Here is a 16,460-nt window from a genome sequence, read left to right as displayed (position 1 = left end):
GTGTTTAAAAAATTAATTCAGGGGTGTAGTTCCAATTGGTAGAACAGCGGTCTCCAAAACCGATGGTTGGGGGTTCGAGTCCCTCCACCCCTGCCATTAAAAGTAACCTCGCTTGATGCGGGGCATTTTTGTCTGTAAACCCGAAAAAGGTTTAACAAATGAGCGTTGAAACAGAAAATCAAGGATCGGGTATGGACCCGGTAAAATGGGGGCTGACCTTTATCATTCTGGCTGCAGCTGTAGTTGGAAATTATTGGTACAGCGAACAGGTTTCAGTATTGTGGCGAGCAATCGCTGTGGTTGCTGCTGTTGTGGTTGCTGGCTTAATAGCTGCACAAACAGCTAAAGGTAAATCAGCCATTACTTTTTCAAAAGAAGCACGCACTGAAGTTCGTAAGGTCATCTGGCCAACCCGTGATGAAGCATTACGTACCACAGTCATAGTACTGATAGCGACGTTAATCATGTCTTTGCTGTTATGGGGTTTAGACGGCATTATGGTCAGAGCAGTGTCTTTTTTAACTGGATTGGGGCTATAAAATAATGTCTGAAGCTAAACTCCGTTGGTATGTCGTGCAAGCGTTTTCTGGCTATGAAGGCCGAGTTGCAACGACATTAAAAGAACATATCGCGCTAAACCAAATGGAAGACTATTTTGGTGAGATCCTAGTGCCAACCGAAGAAGTGGTTGAAATGCGCGCAGGACAAAAGCGTAAAAGCGAACGTAAATTTTTTCCAGGCTACGTATTAGTGCAAATGATTATGAATGATGAATCATGGCACTTGGTTAAAAGTACGCCGAGAGTACTAGGTTTCATTGGTGGTACGAGTGACCGGCCTGCGCCTATTTCCGATCGCGAAGCACAAGCTATCTTAAATCGTCTGCAAGAAACACACGATAAACCACGTCCTAAAACACTCTTTGAACCGGGTGAAGTCGTTCGTGTTAATGATGGTCCGTTTGCAGACTTTAATGGTGTAGTTGAAGAAGTTGACTATGAAAAAAGTCGCCTGAAAGTATCAGTATTGATTTTTGGTCGCTCTACACCGGTAGAACTTGAATTTTCACAAGTTGAAAAGGCTTAAAGATTAGACTATAATCCGCGGCCAAATTTTTGTTTGGGAAGCCGTTGAGTAAGTGTCCTCGCACTTACGAGGCGTTCGACCCCTTTATATGAGGTAATTTAAAATGGCTAAAAAAGTACAAGCCTTAGTTAAGCTGCAAGTTGCAGCTGGCATGGCAAACCCGAGTCCACCAGTTGGTCCAGCTTTGGGTGCACAAGGTGTGAACATCATGGAATTCTGTAAAGCGTTTAACGCAAAAACAGAAAGCATCGAAAAAGGCGCACCAGTTCCTGTTGTTATTACAGTTTATAACGATCGTTCTTTCACGTTCGAAACTAAAACGCCACCAGCTTCATTTTTATTGAAAAAAGCTGCCAAAATCAAAAGTGGTTCTGCTAAGCCGCACGTTGATAAAGTGGGCACAGTGACTCGTGCACAATTAGAAGAAATTGCAAAAGCAAAAGAACCTGATCTGACTGCGGCTGATCTGGATGCTGCTGTAAATACAATCGCTGGTTCTGCCCGTTCAATGGGCTTGGTTGTGGAGGGTTAATCAATGGCTAAGTTAAGCAAAAAAGCACGTTTAATTCGTGAAAAAGTTGATGCAACCAAAGTTTATGAAATTAACGAAGCGGTTGAGTTATTAAAAGAGCTGGCAACAGCTAAATTTACTGAAAGCTTTGATGCTGCGATCAATTTAGGTATTGACGCACGTAAATCAGATCAAAACGTTCGTGGCGCGACTGTGTTACCTCATGGTACTGGTCGTACAGTTCGTGTTGCTGTATTTACCCAAGGCGCAAATGCTGAAGCTGCTAAAGAAGCTGGTGCTGACATTGTTGGTATGGAAGATTTAGCCGAGCAGGTTAAAAAAGGTGAAATGAACTTTGACGTGGTTGTTGCTTCTCCAGATGCAATGCGCGTTGTTGGTCAATTAGGTCAAATCTTAGGTCCACGTGGCCTGATGCCTAACCCTAAAACAGGTACAGTAACGCCTAACGTTGCTGATGCTGTTAAAAATGCTAAAGCAGGTCAGGTACGCTACCGTAACGATAAAAATGGTATTATCCATTCTACTATCGGTAAAGCGGATTTTTCTAACGAGCAAATTAAAGAAAACTTAGAAGCTTTAATTATCGCGTTGAAAAAAGCAAAACCTGCTTCTTCAAAAGGTCAGTACATTGGTAAAATCAGTCTGTCTACAACTATGGGTGCTGGCATCCAAGTTGATGCAGGTAGCCTGACTACAACGACTGCTTAATTGTTGAACAAAAAGCTTTACAGGCTCGCGTAGTTTAGGTAAACTGCGCGATCTGATTTTAAGGTCGTGCCGCAAGGCTCACGTCCAAGACCGCAGGGGCAAATTGTTTGTTTTTTGCTTAATTATCCTGCGTAGACGGTGAAGGAACCTCGAAGATTTAATCCTCTTCTGGACCTAATCCGTAGATCCGTGCCCAAATGTTAAATTTGGGATAATTTTAATCTAGACTATATTGTCTAGGATATCCAGGAGTTACACTAATGGCATTAGGACTCGCAGGCAAAAAAGAAATTGTCGCACAGGTCAACGAAGCTGCCAAAGGTGCACTTTCTGCAGTGATTGCTGACTCTCGTGGTGTAAAAGTTGCTGATATGACTGCTCTGCGCAAAAGTGCGCGTGAAGCAGGCGTTCAACTTCAAGTTGTTCGTAATACATTAGCTCGCCGCGCAGTAGAAGGCACAGACTACGAATGCTTATCTGAGTTTTTCGTTGGTCCAACTTTGATTGCATTTTCAGCAGAGCACCCAGGTGCCGCTGCTCGAATTTTAAAAGACTTTGCAAAAAACAACAAAGCTTTAGAAATCAAAGGTGCTGCGTTTGAAGGTGCGGTAGCAGACGTAGAAGTATTAGCTTCTCTGCCTACATACGAAGAAGGTCTGGCAAAACTGATGAGCTGCATGAAAGAAGCGGCTGCAGGCAAACTTGTTCGTACTATTGCAGCTGTTCGCGATCAGAAAGAAGAAGCAGCCGCTTAATGCGTGCTGTTGCATAAATTATTCATTAGTTTAAAAATTTATTCAGGATTAAAAGTATGTCTATCACTAAAGACCAAATCATTGATGCAATTGCAGAAATGTCAGTTATGGATGTTGTAGAACTGGTTTCTGCAATGGAAGAAAAATTCGGCGTATCAGCTGCTGCTGCAGTTGTTGCTGGCCCTGCAGGTGCTGGTGAAGCAGCTGAAGAGCAAACAGAATTCGACGTAATTCTGAAAGCTGCTGGTGGTAACAAAGTTGCGACTATCAAAGCTGTTCGTGGCGCTACCGGTCTGGGTCTGAAAGAAGCTAAAGCTTTAGTTGATGGTGCTCCTGCTCCAATCAAAGAAGGCGCTTCTAAAGAAGAAGCTGAAGAACTGAAAAAAGCACTTGAAGAAGCTGGTGCTGAAGTTGAAGTTAAATAAGCTGTTTTTTAACAGTTTATATGCCTTAACGGGCGAGGGCTGGCGCTGCTAAAGTGCCGGCCTTTTTGCGCTATAGAGCTTTGTGCCAAAAAGCTCAAAAAAGTCTATTATGATTGCCGGTTACAAACACAGCCAAGATTGTAATCTTTAAATCAGCAAGCTGAGGAACCCCATGGCTTATTCTTATACCGAAAAGAAACGCATTCGTAAGGATTTTGGTAAGCGTCCACAGGTTCTGGATGTCCCTTACTTACTTTCCATCCAGTTAGACTCTTTCCGAAAATTCATTGATGCAGATCCTGATGGCCAATACGGTCTGGAAGCTGCATTCCGTTCTGTATTCCCGATTGTCAGTTATTCAGGCAATGCTGAGCTTCAGTATGTCAGTTATCTGCTGGGCGAGCCCGTATTTGATGTTAAAGAATGTCAAATCCGTGGGGTAACCTATTCGGCGCCGCTGCGCGTAAAACTCAGACTTGTGCTGTACGATAAAGAAGCACCAGCTGGTACGATCAAAGATATCAAAGAACAAGAAGTATACATGGGTGAAATTCCACTCATGACAGAAAATGGTACCTTTGTGATTAATGGCACAGAGCGTGTTATTGTTTCTCAGCTTCACCGTTCGCCTGGTGTGTTTTTTGACCATGATAAAGGTAAAACACACTCGTCAGGTAAAGTGTTATATAACGCTCGAGTGATCCCTTACCGTGGATCTTGGTTAGATTTTGAGTTTGATCCAAAAGACAACTTATTTGTGCGTATTGACCGCCGCAGAAAATTACCTGCGTCTATCATCTTGCGTGCATTAGATTATTCAACTGAAGAAATCTTGGATATCTTCTTTGAATCAGTTAATTTTGAAATAAAAAACAACGGCTGCAGCATGGAGCTGGTGCCAGAGCGTTTATTAGGTGAAACTGCATCATTTGATATATTAGATGGCGAAGGCAATGTTTTAGTTGAGCAAGGCCGTCGTATCACAGCGCGTCATATCCGCCAACTAAGCAAAGCCAATATCACCGAATTAGAAGTGCCAGTAGAATACCTGATTGGTAAATTACTGAAAAAATCTTATGTAGATGAATCTACCGGTGAAGTAATTGCTGAAGCCAATAGCGAAATTACGTTAGAGTTATTAGCTGAATTGAGCAAAGCGGGTCACAAATCGTTAGAAACTCTATATATTAATGATTTAGACCACGGCGCTTATATGGCAGAAACCTTGCGTGTGGATAGCACAAGCAACCGTTTAGAGGCCTTAGTTGAAATCTATCGCATGATGCGACCAGGTGAGCCACCAACAAAAGAAGCGGCCGAAGCTTTATTTGAAAATCTGTTCTTTAATGACGAGCGCTATGACTTATCAAACGTAGGTCGTATGAAGTTCAACCGTCGTGTTAAACGTGATGAGTTGACTGGCGAAGGAACCTTATCAAACCAAGACATTATTGATGTGATGAAAACACTTATCGACATCCGTGATGGTAAAGGTGAAGTGGACGATATCGACCACTTGGGTAACCGCCGTATTCGTAGCGTTGGTGAAATGGCTGAAAACCAGTTCCGTGTTGGTTTAGTGCGTGTTGAGCGTGCGGTTAAAGAAAGATTAAGCTTAGGTGATTTAGATAACCTGACACCACAAGATTTAATTAACGCTAAACCTATTTCGGCGGCTGTTAAAGAGTATTTTGGTTCATCACAATTATCACAATTTATGGATCAGAATAACCCGTTGTCAGAAGTGACACACAAGCGTCGTATTTCTGCGTTAGGTCCGGGTGGTTTAACTCGTGAACGAGCTGGGTTTGAGGTTCGAGACGTACATCCAACTCACTATGGACGTTTATGTCCGATCGAAACACCTGAAGGTCCAAATATCGGTTTGATTAACTCGCTAGCGAGTTATGCCAGAACGAATGATTTTGGCTTTTTAGAAACACCTTACCGAAAAGTAGTTGATGGTCAGGTAACGGACGAAATCGAATATCTGTCTGCGATTGAAGAAGGCAACTTTGTTATCGCACAGGCAAGCGCGGCAACGGACGAAGACGGCAAATTAACAGACGAATTAGTTAACTGCCGTTATAAGAGTGAATTCACCCTGATGAACTCAGAAGAAGTTCAGTATATGGATGTTTCACCACAACAAATCGTTTCGGTAGCTGCGTCTTTGATTCCATTCCTTGAGCACGATGATGCTAACCGTGCCTTGATGGGTTCAAACATGCAACGTCAAGCGGTTCCTACATTAAAAGCTGATAAGCCATTAGTAGGTACTGGCGTTGAAAAAACAGTTGCTAAGGATTCAGGTGTTACTGTTGTTGCTAAACGGGGTGGTGTGATCGAATACGTTGATGCCAGCCGTATCGTTGTTAAAGTGAATGACGCTGAAACCGTACCGGGTGAAGCAGGTATAGATATTTATAACCTGACTAAATACACACGTTCTAATCAGAACACTTGTATAAATCAGCGTCCAACCGTTGAGCCCGGCATCCCAGTGGTTCGAGGTGACGTGTTAGCCGACGGTCCGTCAACTGACTTAGGTGAATTAGCGTTAGGGCAAAACATGCGTATCGCATTTATGCCTTGGAACGGTTATAACTTCGAAGATTCAATCTTGGTGTCTGAGCGTGTTGTTCAGGAAGACAGATTAACGACCATTCATATTCAAGAGTTATCTTGTATTGCTCGTGATACTAAATTAGGTCCAGAAGAGATTACTTCGGATATTCCTAACGTTGGTGAGTCTGCATTATCTAAGTTAGATGAGTCTGGTGTTGTTTATATTGGTGCCGAAGTTAAAGGTGGCGATATTCTGGTTGGTAAAGTGACACCAAAAGGTGAAACTCAATTAACACCAGAAGAAAAACTACTAAGAGCTATTTTTGGTGAAAAAGCCTCTGATGTAAAAGATAGCTCATTGCGTGTACCTACCAGCGTGACGGGTACAGTAATAGATGTTCAAGTATTTACTCGTGACGGGGTTGAAAAAGACCAAAGAGCGAAAGAAATTGAACAAATGCAAGTGGCCGAAATCAAAAAAGATTTAGGCACAGAAATGAAGATATTCGAAGACGATATCTTTGCTCGTGCACGTGCTGTATTAATCAAAGGTGGTATTGCCGAGTCTGTGATTGATTCATTAGATAAAGCTAAATGGTTTAATCAAAGCTTGAACGATGAAGAAGCACAAAATGAATTAGAAGCGATTTCTGAGCAATACCAAGATCTACATGACGAGTTTGACAAAAAGTTAGAAGCTAAACGACGTAAGATCACTCAAGGTGATGATTTAGCACCGGGTGTTTTGAAAATTGTTAAAGTTTATTTAGCGGTTAAACGTCATATTCAGTCTGGTGATAAGATGGCGGGGCGTCACGGTAACAAAGGTGTTATCTCAACTATCCTGCCAATCGAAGATATGCCATACGATGAAACAGGCGAGCCTGTCGATATTGTATTAAACCCATTGGGTGTACCGTCACGGATGAACGTAGGGCAGATCTTAGAAACTCACTTAGGTGCAGCCGCACGTGGTATCGGGACTCAAATTAACAAGATGTTAGCTGAGCAACGTGAGTTGCATGAGTTACGTAATTACCTGCAGAGCGTGTATGATGTTGGTGGTAATACCCAAGGCGTAGATATTGCCAGCTTTAGCGATGAAGAAGTTTATCGTTTGGCCGAACACCTGAAAAAAGGTTTACCTGTTGCAACGCCAGTATTTGACGGTGCAAAAGAGCCTGAATTAAAAGAATTATTGACCCTGGCCGGGATCCCGGAAGATGGTCAGATTCAACTGTATGACGGCCGTACTGGTCGTGAGTTTGAGCGTAAAGTAACTGTTGGTTACATGTATATGCTTAAACTTAACCACTTGGTTGATGATAAAATGCACGCGCGTTCAACTGGCTCTTACAGCTTAGTAACGCAGCAACCATTAGGTGGTAAAGCACAGTTTGGTGGTCAGCGCTTCGGTGAGATGGAAGTGTGGGCACTTGAAGCTTATGGTGCATCTTATACGCTGCAAGAAATGCTTACGGTTAAGTCGGATGACGTGAATGGCCGTACTAAGATGTACAAAAATATTGTTGATGGTAATCATAAAATGGAGCCAGGTATTCCTGAATCCTTTAACGTATTACTTAAAGAGATTCGCTCTCTGGGCATCAACATCGAGCTGGAAGAAGAATAAGCTTCATCGGCTAGACATGAGAGGCTGCGGTGTTACACCGCAGCTTGGATTTTAACTCCGAGTGGAGAATCAGCGTGAAAGACTTACTGAAGTTTCTCAAGCAGCAGAATAAAACTGAAGAATTTGACAGTATTCGCATTGGTCTGGCATCACCAGATATGATCCGTTCATGGTCATTTGGTGAAGTTAAAAAGCCTGAAACCATTAACTATCGTACCTTTAAACCGGAACGCGATGGTTTATTCTGTGCGCGTATCTTTGGTCCTGTTAAAGATTACGAATGTTTGTGTGGTAAATACAAACGTCTTAAGCACCGTGGTGTAATTTGTGAAAAGTGTGGCGTTGAAGTGACGCTCACTAAAGTGCGTCGTGAGCGCATGGGTCACATCGAATTAGCGAGCCCAGTTGCCCACATATGGTTCTTAAAATCATTACCGTCCCGTATTGGTTTAATGTTAGATATGACCTTACGTGACATCGAACGCGTTTTATATTTTGAATCATTTGTTGTCACTGAGCCTGGCATGACCAGTTTAGAGCGCAGCCAGCTTTTAAATGAAGAAGATTATCTAGATGCGCTAGAAGAATATGGTGACGAGTTTGAAGCTAAAATGGGTGCAGAAGCGGTTCTGGACTTATTAAAGCATATAGATTTAGAGCAACAGATCCGCGAAATGCGCGAAGAATTGCCTGAAACCAACTCAGAAACTAAGCGTAAAAAGATCACTAAACGTCTTAAGTTAATGGAAGCGTTTCACCAATCAGGGAATGATCCTGTTTGGATGATCATGACAGTATTGCCGGTACTGCCACCTGATTTACGACCTTTAGTACCATTGGACGGTGGTCGTTTTGCAACGTCTGATCTGAACGATTTATATCGTCGAGTGATCAACCGTAACAACCGTTTAAAGCGCTTGTTAGATTTAGCTGCGCCGGACATTATTGTTCGCAATGAAAAACGTATGTTACAAGAAGCGGTTGACGCCTTATTAGACAATGGTCGCCGTGGCCGAGCTATCACTGGCTCTAACAAACGTCCATTAAAATCTTTGGCCGACATGATCAAAGGTAAACAAGGTCGTTTCCGTCAGAACTTGTTGGGTAAGCGTGTTGACTACTCTGGTCGTTCTGTTATCACAGTAGGCCCAACGTTACGCTTACACCAGTGTGGTTTACCGAAAAAAATGGCACTTGAATTATTCAAACCATTTATTTACGGCAAATTAGAATTACGCGGTTTAGCAACAACCATCAAAGCTGCTAAAAAATTAGTAGAGCGTGAAGCACCAGAAGTTTGGGATGTGTTAGATGAAGTAATTCGTGAACACCCGGTTTTATTAAACCGTGCACCTACTTTGCACAGATTAGGTATCCAGGCGTTTGAACCTGTTTTAATCGAAGGTAAAGCAATTCATCTGCATCCATTAGTTTGTGCGGCGTATAACGCTGACTTCGATGGTGACCAGATGGCGGTTCACGTACCACTGACATTAGAAGCACAGTTAGAAGCTCGTGCGCTTATGATGTCAACCAACAACATTTTATCACCTGCTAATGGTGAGCCTATTATCGTTCCTTCACAGGACGTTGTATTGGGCTTGTACTATATGACGCGTGATAAAGTGAATGGTTTAGGCGAAGGCACAGTATTTAAAGATCCAAAAGAAGCTGAAAAAGCATATCGCACTGGATTTGTTGAGCTGCACTCTCGCGTAAAAGTTCGTTTAACCGAATATGTTGAAAACGAACAAGGTGAAATGGAAGCTAAAACCAGCATCGTTGATACAACTGCGGGTCGTGCTATCTTATCACTAATTTTACCTAAAGGTATGCCGTTTGAGTTAATCAACCAACCTATGGGTAAAAAGCAGATTTCACGTTTATTGAACACTTCGTACCGTTCATTAGGTCTGAAAGATACCGTTATTTTTGCTGACCAAATTATGTATACAGGTTTCCATTATGCAATGGTTTCAGGTGTATCTGTGGGTCTGCAAGATATGGTTATTCCAGAAGCGAAAAAAGGCATCATTGATGAAGCCGAAGCTGAAGTAAGCGAAATTCAGGAGCAGTTCCAATCTGGTTTAGTGACCGCTGGCGAAAAATACAATAAAATTATTGATATTTGGTCGTCTGCGAACGAACGTGTTGCTAAGTCAATGATGGATAACCTGTCTAAAGATATAGTGACCAATGCCAAAGGTGAAGAAGAGGAACAAGCTAGCTTTAACTCTATTTACATGATGGCTGACTCTGGTGCACGGGGTTCACCTGCTCAGATCCGTCAGTTAGCAGGTATGCGTGGTTTGATGGCTAAGCCAGATGGTTCAATCATCGAAACCCCAATTATTGCTAACTTCCGTGAAGGTTTAAACGTACTTCAGTACTTTATTTCAACTCACGGTGCGCGTAAAGGTTTGGCTGATACCGCATTAAAAACTGCAAACTCTGGTTATTTGACCCGTCGTTTAGTTGACGTCGCGCAAGACATGGTTGTAATGGGCGAAGATTGTGGTACCGAAAACGGCACTTGGATGCGTCCATTAATTGAAGGTGGTGACGTTGTAGAACCACTACGTGAGCGTGTACTGGGTCGTGTTGTTGCTGAAGATGTGTTAGACACAGATGGCAGTGTGTTAATCGAGCGCAACATCATGATTGATGAAGCCTTGTGTGACCTGTTAGAAGCCAAATCAATTGATGAAGTTAAAGTACGCTCCGTTATCACTTGTAACAATGACTTTGGCGTCTGTGGTAAATGTTACGGTCGTGACTTAGCTCGTGGACACCTGATTAACCAAGGCGAGTCTGTTGGGGTTATCGCAGCTCAATCAATCGGTGAACCAGGTACTCAGTTAACCATGCGTACTTTCCACATTGGTGGTGCTGCATCAAGAGCCTCTGCTGAAAACAGCATTCAGGTTAAAACGGATGGTTCTATCAAGTTAGCCCGTGTGAAGCACGTAACTAATTCTAATAACGAATTAGTGATTACTTCACGTTCAAGCGAATTAACTGTTATCGATGAGCAAGGCCGTCAGCGTGAGCGTTATAAAATCCCTTATGGTGCAACGTTAACTAAAGCCGAAGGTGAAGCTGTTACTGGTGGCGAAGTGATTGCAACTTGGGATCCGCATACGCACCCAATTATCACAGAGGTCGCGGGTAAAGTTCAGTTCCACGATATGGTTGATGGTGTAACTATTACGCGTCAAACAGACGAATTGACAGGTTTATCTAGCATCGTTGTTATCGATCCAAAAGATCGCACTGGTTCGGGTAAAGAAATGCGTCCCGCTATCCGTTTGGTTGATGAAAATGGCCAAGCGGTAAATATGAGTGGTACCGAAATGCCAGCTCAGTACTTCTTACCAGGTAATGCGTTAGTCAACCTAGAAGATGGTGCTCAAGTGCATTCAGGTGACGCCATTGCACGTATCCCGCAGGAGAGTTCAAAAACTCGGGATATTACGGGTGGTCTGCCACGCGTTGCCGATTTGTTTGAAGCGCGCAAACCAAAAGATCCAGCTATTTTGGCAGAGATCTCTGGGACCGTTAGTTTTGGTAAAGAGACAAAAGGCAAGCGTCGCTTAATCATTACCGCAGACCAGGCTGGCGTCCAGCACGAAGAAATGATCCCGAAATGGCGTCAGTTAAACGTCTTTGAAGGTGAACAAGTTGAAAAAGGTGAGGTCATTGCAGATGGTCCAGAATCACCACATGACATTTTACGTTTACGTGGTATCCAGGATGTTTGTAACTACATCGTCAACGAAGTTCAAGAAGTATACCGTTTGCAAGGTGTAAAAATTAACGATAAGCACATTGAAGTCATCGTACGTCAAATGTTGCGTAAGTGCGAAATTAAGTCAGCTGGTGATAGCCAGTTCTTAGCCGGAGAAACAGCAGAAGTGGCTGCGGTTAATATCGCCAATCGTGAATTAGAAGCCGAAAACAAACAACCGGCGTCTTACGAATACCTCTTATTAGGTATCACTAAAGCGTCACTATCAACAGAATCATTTATTTCTGCGGCTTCGTTCCAAGAAACGACCCGTGTATTAACTGAAGCAGCTGTTGGTGGTAAAGCCGATGATTTACGTGGTTTGAAAGAAAACGTAATTGTTGGTCGCTTAATTCCAGCCGGTACAGGTTTTGCGTATCATCAGAAACGACAGCAAAAACGTCAGCAGGCGCAAGAGCCTGTTATTGAAACCTCGGTTTCAGCCGACGAAGCTGAACGCGCCCTGACTGATGCGTTAAATGCCGATTTCAGTAGTGATAATGACTAAAATGTCATAAAAATGTCGCATGCAGCCGAGATAATCACCTTTAGGCTGCGTGTTACCATTGACAGTTCATTACTTGACCATTAAAATTCCGCGGCCTCTAGTCATAGAGGCGCGGATTTTTCATTTTAACGCTAATTAATATTTTAGGAGCAGTTAATGGCAACTATTAACCAGCTCGTGCGCAAGCCTCGCGTAAAGCAGGTTGCTAAAAGCAACGTACCTGCATTAGAAGCTTGTCCACAGCGACGTGGTGTTTGTACTCGTGTTTATACGACAACACCAAAAAAACCAAACTCGGCATTACGTAAAGTTTGTCGTGTACGTTTAACCAATGGTTATGAAGTATCTTCATACATTGGTGGAGAAGGCCACAACTTACAAGAGCACAGTGTTGTTCTGATTCGTGGTGGTCGTGTAAAAGATTTACCAGGTGTGCGTTATCACACTGTTCGTGGTTCTTTGGACTGCGCAGGCGTAAATAACCGCAAGCAGGGCCGTTCTAAGTACGGTGCCAAGAGACCTAAGGCTTAACGGTTCTCCGATCCGAGTAAGGCCAAGCAAGTAAATTTTTAGTTTTGGGTGATCCCTGAAAAATTGGAGTAATTAAAATGCCAAGAAGAAGAGTCATAGGTCAGCGTAAAATTCTGCCTGATCCTAAGTTCAATAGTGAACTATTAGCAAAATTCGTAAATGTCGTTATGTTAGACGGCAAAAAATCAACAGCTGAAAAAATCGTATACGGTGCATTAGATGCGGCGGCTGAAAAGTCTAGCAAAGAGCACTTAGACGTATTTGAAGCCGCTCTGGACAATGTTCGTCCAGCGGTTGAGGTTAAATCTCGCCGTGTAGGTGGTTCTACTTACCAAGTTCCAGTAGAAGTACGTCCAGTTCGTCGTAATACATTAGGTATGCGTTGGTTGGTTGAAGCTGCTCGTAAGCGTGGTGAAAAATCTATGGCCCTGCGTCTGGCCGCTGAAATATTAGATGCGTCTGAAAATAAAGGTACTGCTGTTAAGAAGCGTGAAGATGTTCACCGTATGGCAGAAGCCAACAAAGCGTTCGCTCACTACCGTTGGTAATCAGTTCGAACTAAGAGGATATATATTGTGGCTCGTAAAACACCAATTGAGCGCTATCGGAATATAGGTATATGTGCACACGTTGACGCGGGTAAAACCACGACAACTGAGCGTGTACTTTTTTATACCGGACTTAGCCATAAAATTGGTGAAGTTCACGATGGTGCTGCAACCATGGACTGGATGGAACAAGAACAGGAACGTGGTATTACTATTACATCGGCTGCAACCACTACGTTTTGGCGTGGTATGGATGCACAATATGATGAGCACAGAATAAACATCATAGATACACCAGGACACGTTGACTTTACGATTGAAGTTGAGCGTTCACTGCGGGTATTAGATGGTGCTGTGGTTGTTTTTTGTGCCTCGTCAGGCGTGCAGCCTCAGTCTGAAACCGTTTGGCGTCAGGCTGATAAATACCATGTACCGCGAATGGTTTTTGTCAATAAAATGGACCGTACAGGCGCTGACTTTTTAGCGGTTGTGCGCCAAATTGAAAAACGCCTGAACGCAACCCCTGTTCCTATTCAGTTACCTGTTGGCGCAGAAGACGACTTCACCGGTGTAGTCGATCTGCTAAAAATGAAGTACATTAACTGGAATGAAGAAGATCGAGGAATGACCTTCTCGTACGAAGAAATTCCAGCTGACATGGTTGATGAATGCCAAGAGTGGCGCGAGAAAATGATCGAAGCCGCTGCTGAAGCAAACGAAGAGCTCATGGACAAGTATTTAGAAGGTGAAGAGTTGAGTGAAGCTGAGATCAAATCAGCTTTGCGCCAGCGCACCCTAAATAACGAAATTGTTTTATGTACTTGTGGTTCAGCGTTCAAAAATAAAGGTGTTCAAGCAGTATTGGATGCTGTCATCGACTTTATGCCATCACCTGTTGATGTGCCGCCAATTGAAGGGATTAACCCGGATGAAAGTACTGGCGTACGTAAGTCAGATGATGACGAGCCATTTGCAGCGCTCGCATTTAAAATTGCGACTGACCCGTTTGTTGGGACTTTAACTTTTTTCCGAGTTTATTCGGGTGTTGTGAAAACTGGTGACGCTTCATTTAATCCAGTTAAAAGCAACAAAGAACGTTTTGGTCGAATTGTGCAAATGCACTCCAATAAACGTGAAGAGCTTAAAGAAGTGCGTGCGGGCGATATAGCTGCTGCGATCGGTCTAAAAGATGTTACTACTGGCGATACTTTATGTGACCCAGAAGCAATTATCACATTGGAACGCATGGAATTTCCGGATCCGGTTATTTCAGTCGCGGTAGAGCCTAAAACGAAAGCCGATCAAGAAAAAATGGGCATAGCGTTAGGCAAACTTGCAGCAGAAGATCCTTCTTTTCGAGTTGAAACGGATGATGAATCTGGGCAAACAATTATATCAGGTATGGGTGAACTGCACCTTGACATTATTGTTGACCGGATGCGCCGAGAATTTAAAGTAGAAGCGAACGTCGGTAAACCACAAGTGGCTTACCGAGAAACGATACGTTCTACTGTTGAAGTAGAGGGTAAGTTCGTTCGTCAGTCAGGTGGTCGTGGTCAATACGGTCATGTCTGGCTTAAAATTGAGCCTCAGGAAGAAGGTGCAGGTTACGAATTCGTCAATGATATCGTTGGCGGTGTTGTACCCAAAGAATATATTCCTGCGGTGGATAAAGGTATCCAGGAGCAGATGCGGTCAGGTGTACTGGCGGGTTATCCTGTTCTGGACGTTAAAGTCACATTATTTGATGGTTCTTATCATGATGTTGACTCTAACGAAATGGCGTTTAAAATTGCCGGGTCAATGGGCTTCAAAAAAGGCTCAGCTGAAGCAAACCCTGTTATACTTGAACCAGTAATGAAGGTTGAAGTAACAACTCCTGAGGAGTTTATGGGGGATGTAGTAGGTGATCTAAACCGTCGTCGTGGTATGATTGACGGGATGGAAGATGGCCCTGGCGGCATTAAGCTAGTAAACGCTAAAGTACCACTGGCTGAAATGTTTGGGTACGCAACTGATCTGCGTTCGCAGACTCAAGGTCGTGCATCTTACTCAATGGAGTTCCTGAACTACGGTGAGGCTCCTAAAAATATTACTGATCAAATTATTGAATCACGTAATTAATAATTGTTAGGATAGGCCTCCTTTGAGGCCGTCAGATAAAAAGGTAATTGAAAGTGGCTAAAGCAAAATTTGAACGTACTAAACCGCACGTTAACGTAGGCACCATCGGTCACGTTGACCATGGTAAAACAACTTTAACAGCAGCAATCACAACTGTACTTGCAAAAGTACACGGTGGTGAAGCTAAAGATTTCGCATCAATCGATAATGCGCCAGAAGAGCGTGAGCGTGGTATTACAATTTCTACTTCACACGTAGAATATGACACACCATCACGTCACTACGCGCACGTAGATTGCCCAGGACACGCTGACTATGTTAAAAACATGATCACAGGTGCTGCGCAAATGGATGGTGCTATCTTAGTAGTATCAGCTGCAGATGGTCCTATGCCACAAACACGTGAGCACATCTTGTTATCACGTCAGGTCGGTGTACCTTATATCATCGTATTCATGAACAAATGTGACATGGTAGATGACGAAGAATTGTTAGAATTAGTAGAAATGGAAGTACGTGAGTTACTTTCAGAGTACGACTTCCCAGGTGATGATTTACCATTAATCCAAGGTTCAGCGTTAAAAGCTTTAGAAGGCGATGAGCAGTGGGAAGCTAAAATTGTAGAATTAGGCGAAGCTTTAGATTCATACATTCCAGAGCCAGAGCGTGACATCGATAAGCCTTTCTTGATGCCAGTAGAAGATGTATTCTCAATCTCAGGCCGTGGTACAGTAGTCACAGGTCGTGTAGAGCGTGGGATCATCAACGTAGGTGACGAGATCGAAATCGTTGGTATGAAAGATACTCAGAAGACGACTTGTACAGGTGTAGAAATGTTCCGTAAACTGCTTGACGAAGGTCGTGCAGGTGAGAACATTGGTGCATTATTACGTGGTACTAAGCGTGACGACGTAGAGCGTGGTCAAGTATTATGTAAGCCTGGTTCAATCACGCCACACACTAAGTTTGAATCAGAAGTTTATGTATTATCAAAAGAAGAAGGTGGTCGTCATACTCCTTTCTTTAAAGGTTACCGTCCACAATTCTACTTCCGTACAACTGACGTAACAGGTGCAGTTGAATTACCGGAAGGTGTAGAAATGGTAATGCCAGGTGATAACATCAAAATGGTAGTAGAACTGATTGCGCCAATCGCGATGGACGAAGGTTTACGCTTCGCTATCCGTGAAGGTGGCCGTACAGTTGGTGCTGGTGTTGTTGCTAAAATCATGGATTAATCTAAATCTAATTTAGA

Annotated in this window: 12 protein-coding genes and 1 tRNA gene; all 13 read left to right on the top strand. The window is 43.2% G+C overall.

What is annotated here, in order from left to right; translation table 11 throughout:
* Positions 1-19 precede the first annotated feature (19 nt).
* Positions 20-96 (top strand) — tRNA-Trp (locus tag C727_RS0100335).
* A 62-nt stretch (positions 97-158) separates the two neighbouring features.
* Positions 159-539 carry a preprotein translocase subunit SecE gene (gene secE, locus C727_RS0100330; protein ID WP_017443627.1) on the top strand — a complete coding sequence of 127 codons (381 nt, stop codon included), beginning with the start codon at positions 159-161 and terminating at the stop codon, positions 537-539.
* A gap of 4 nt (positions 540-543) precedes the next feature.
* A complete protein-coding gene (gene nusG, locus C727_RS0100325; protein WP_017443626.1) occupies positions 544-1,086 on the top strand; it encodes a transcription termination/antitermination protein NusG in 543 nt (180 codons plus the stop codon).
* Positions 1,087-1,189: 103 nt separating this feature from the next.
* The gene (gene rplK / locus C727_RS0100320) at positions 1,190-1,618 is read left to right on the top strand and encodes a 50S ribosomal protein L11 (RefSeq protein ID WP_017443625.1); all 429 of its coding nucleotides are present in this window, start codon (positions 1,190-1,192) and stop codon (positions 1,616-1,618) included.
* Between the two features lie 3 nt (positions 1,619-1,621).
* Complete coding sequence (rplA, locus tag C727_RS0100315) at positions 1,622-2,326, top strand: 50S ribosomal protein L1 (RefSeq protein ID WP_017443624.1); 705 nt, start codon at positions 1,622-1,624, stop codon at positions 2,324-2,326.
* Between the two features lie 260 nt (positions 2,327-2,586).
* Positions 2,587-3,081, top strand: a complete 495-nt coding sequence (gene rplJ / locus C727_RS0100310; RefSeq protein ID WP_017443623.1) for a 50S ribosomal protein L10 — start codon at positions 2,587-2,589, stop codon at positions 3,079-3,081.
* A 56-nt stretch (positions 3,082-3,137) separates the two neighbouring features.
* Positions 3,138-3,506: a 50S ribosomal protein L7/L12 gene (gene rplL, locus C727_RS0100305; protein WP_017443622.1), complete on the top strand. Its 369-nt coding sequence runs from the start codon at positions 3,138-3,140 to the stop codon at positions 3,504-3,506.
* A gap of 172 nt (positions 3,507-3,678) precedes the next feature.
* Positions 3,679-7,707 (top strand): DNA-directed RNA polymerase subunit beta, encoded by a 4,029-nt coding sequence (gene rpoB, locus C727_RS0100300; protein ID WP_017443621.1) that lies wholly within the window; start codon positions 3,679-3,681, stop codon positions 7,705-7,707.
* A 74-nt stretch (positions 7,708-7,781) separates the two neighbouring features.
* Entirely contained in the window at positions 7,782-12,002 is a 4,221-nt protein-coding gene (rpoC, locus tag C727_RS0100295) for a DNA-directed RNA polymerase subunit beta' (RefSeq protein WP_017443620.1), read from the top strand.
* Positions 12,003-12,158: 156 nt separating this feature from the next.
* Complete coding sequence (gene rpsL / locus C727_RS0100290) at positions 12,159-12,533, top strand: 30S ribosomal protein S12 (protein WP_017443619.1); 375 nt, start codon at positions 12,159-12,161, stop codon at positions 12,531-12,533.
* Positions 12,534-12,610: 77 nt separating this feature from the next.
* Positions 12,611-13,081 carry a 30S ribosomal protein S7 gene (gene rpsG, locus C727_RS0100285; protein WP_017443618.1) on the top strand — a complete coding sequence of 157 codons (471 nt, stop codon included), beginning with the start codon at positions 12,611-12,613 and terminating at the stop codon, positions 13,079-13,081.
* 27 nt (positions 13,082-13,108) lie between these two features.
* On the top strand, positions 13,109-15,205 hold the full coding sequence (fusA, locus tag C727_RS0100280; protein ID WP_017443617.1) for an elongation factor G: 2,097 nt from the start codon (positions 13,109-13,111) through the stop codon (positions 15,203-15,205).
* A 53-nt stretch (positions 15,206-15,258) separates the two neighbouring features.
* Positions 15,259-16,443 carry an elongation factor Tu gene (tuf, locus tag C727_RS0100275; RefSeq protein WP_017443616.1) on the top strand — a complete coding sequence of 395 codons (1,185 nt, stop codon included), beginning with the start codon at positions 15,259-15,261 and terminating at the stop codon, positions 16,441-16,443.
* Positions 16,444-16,460: the final 17 nt, after the last annotated feature.

The organism is Gayadomonas joobiniege G7, assembly GCF_000300815.1.
GTDB lineage: Bacteria > Pseudomonadota > Gammaproteobacteria > Enterobacterales > Alteromonadaceae > Catenovulum > Catenovulum joobiniege.
Note: the sequence above shows the minus strand (reverse complement) of the source record. Positions and strands in the feature narration are given on the sequence as shown.

Coding starts and splice junctions, on each gene's coding strand:
- secE (WP_017443627.1), top strand. CDS start 159: ATGAGCGTTGAAACAGAAAATCAAGGATCGGGTATGGACCCGGTAAAA.
- rpsG (WP_017443618.1), top strand. CDS start 12,611: ATGCCAAGAAGAAGAGTCATAGGTCAGCGTAAAATTCTGCCTGATCCT.
- rplJ (WP_017443623.1), top strand. CDS start 2,587: ATGGCATTAGGACTCGCAGGCAAAAAAGAAATTGTCGCACAGGTCAAC.
- nusG (WP_017443626.1), top strand. CDS start 544: ATGTCTGAAGCTAAACTCCGTTGGTATGTCGTGCAAGCGTTTTCTGGC.
- rplA (WP_017443624.1), top strand. CDS start 1,622: ATGGCTAAGTTAAGCAAAAAAGCACGTTTAATTCGTGAAAAAGTTGAT.
- rpoB (WP_017443621.1), top strand. CDS start 3,679: ATGGCTTATTCTTATACCGAAAAGAAACGCATTCGTAAGGATTTTGGT.
- rplL (WP_017443622.1), top strand. CDS start 3,138: ATGTCTATCACTAAAGACCAAATCATTGATGCAATTGCAGAAATGTCA.
- rpsL (WP_017443619.1), top strand. CDS start 12,159: ATGGCAACTATTAACCAGCTCGTGCGCAAGCCTCGCGTAAAGCAGGTT.
- rplK (WP_017443625.1), top strand. CDS start 1,190: ATGGCTAAAAAAGTACAAGCCTTAGTTAAGCTGCAAGTTGCAGCTGGC.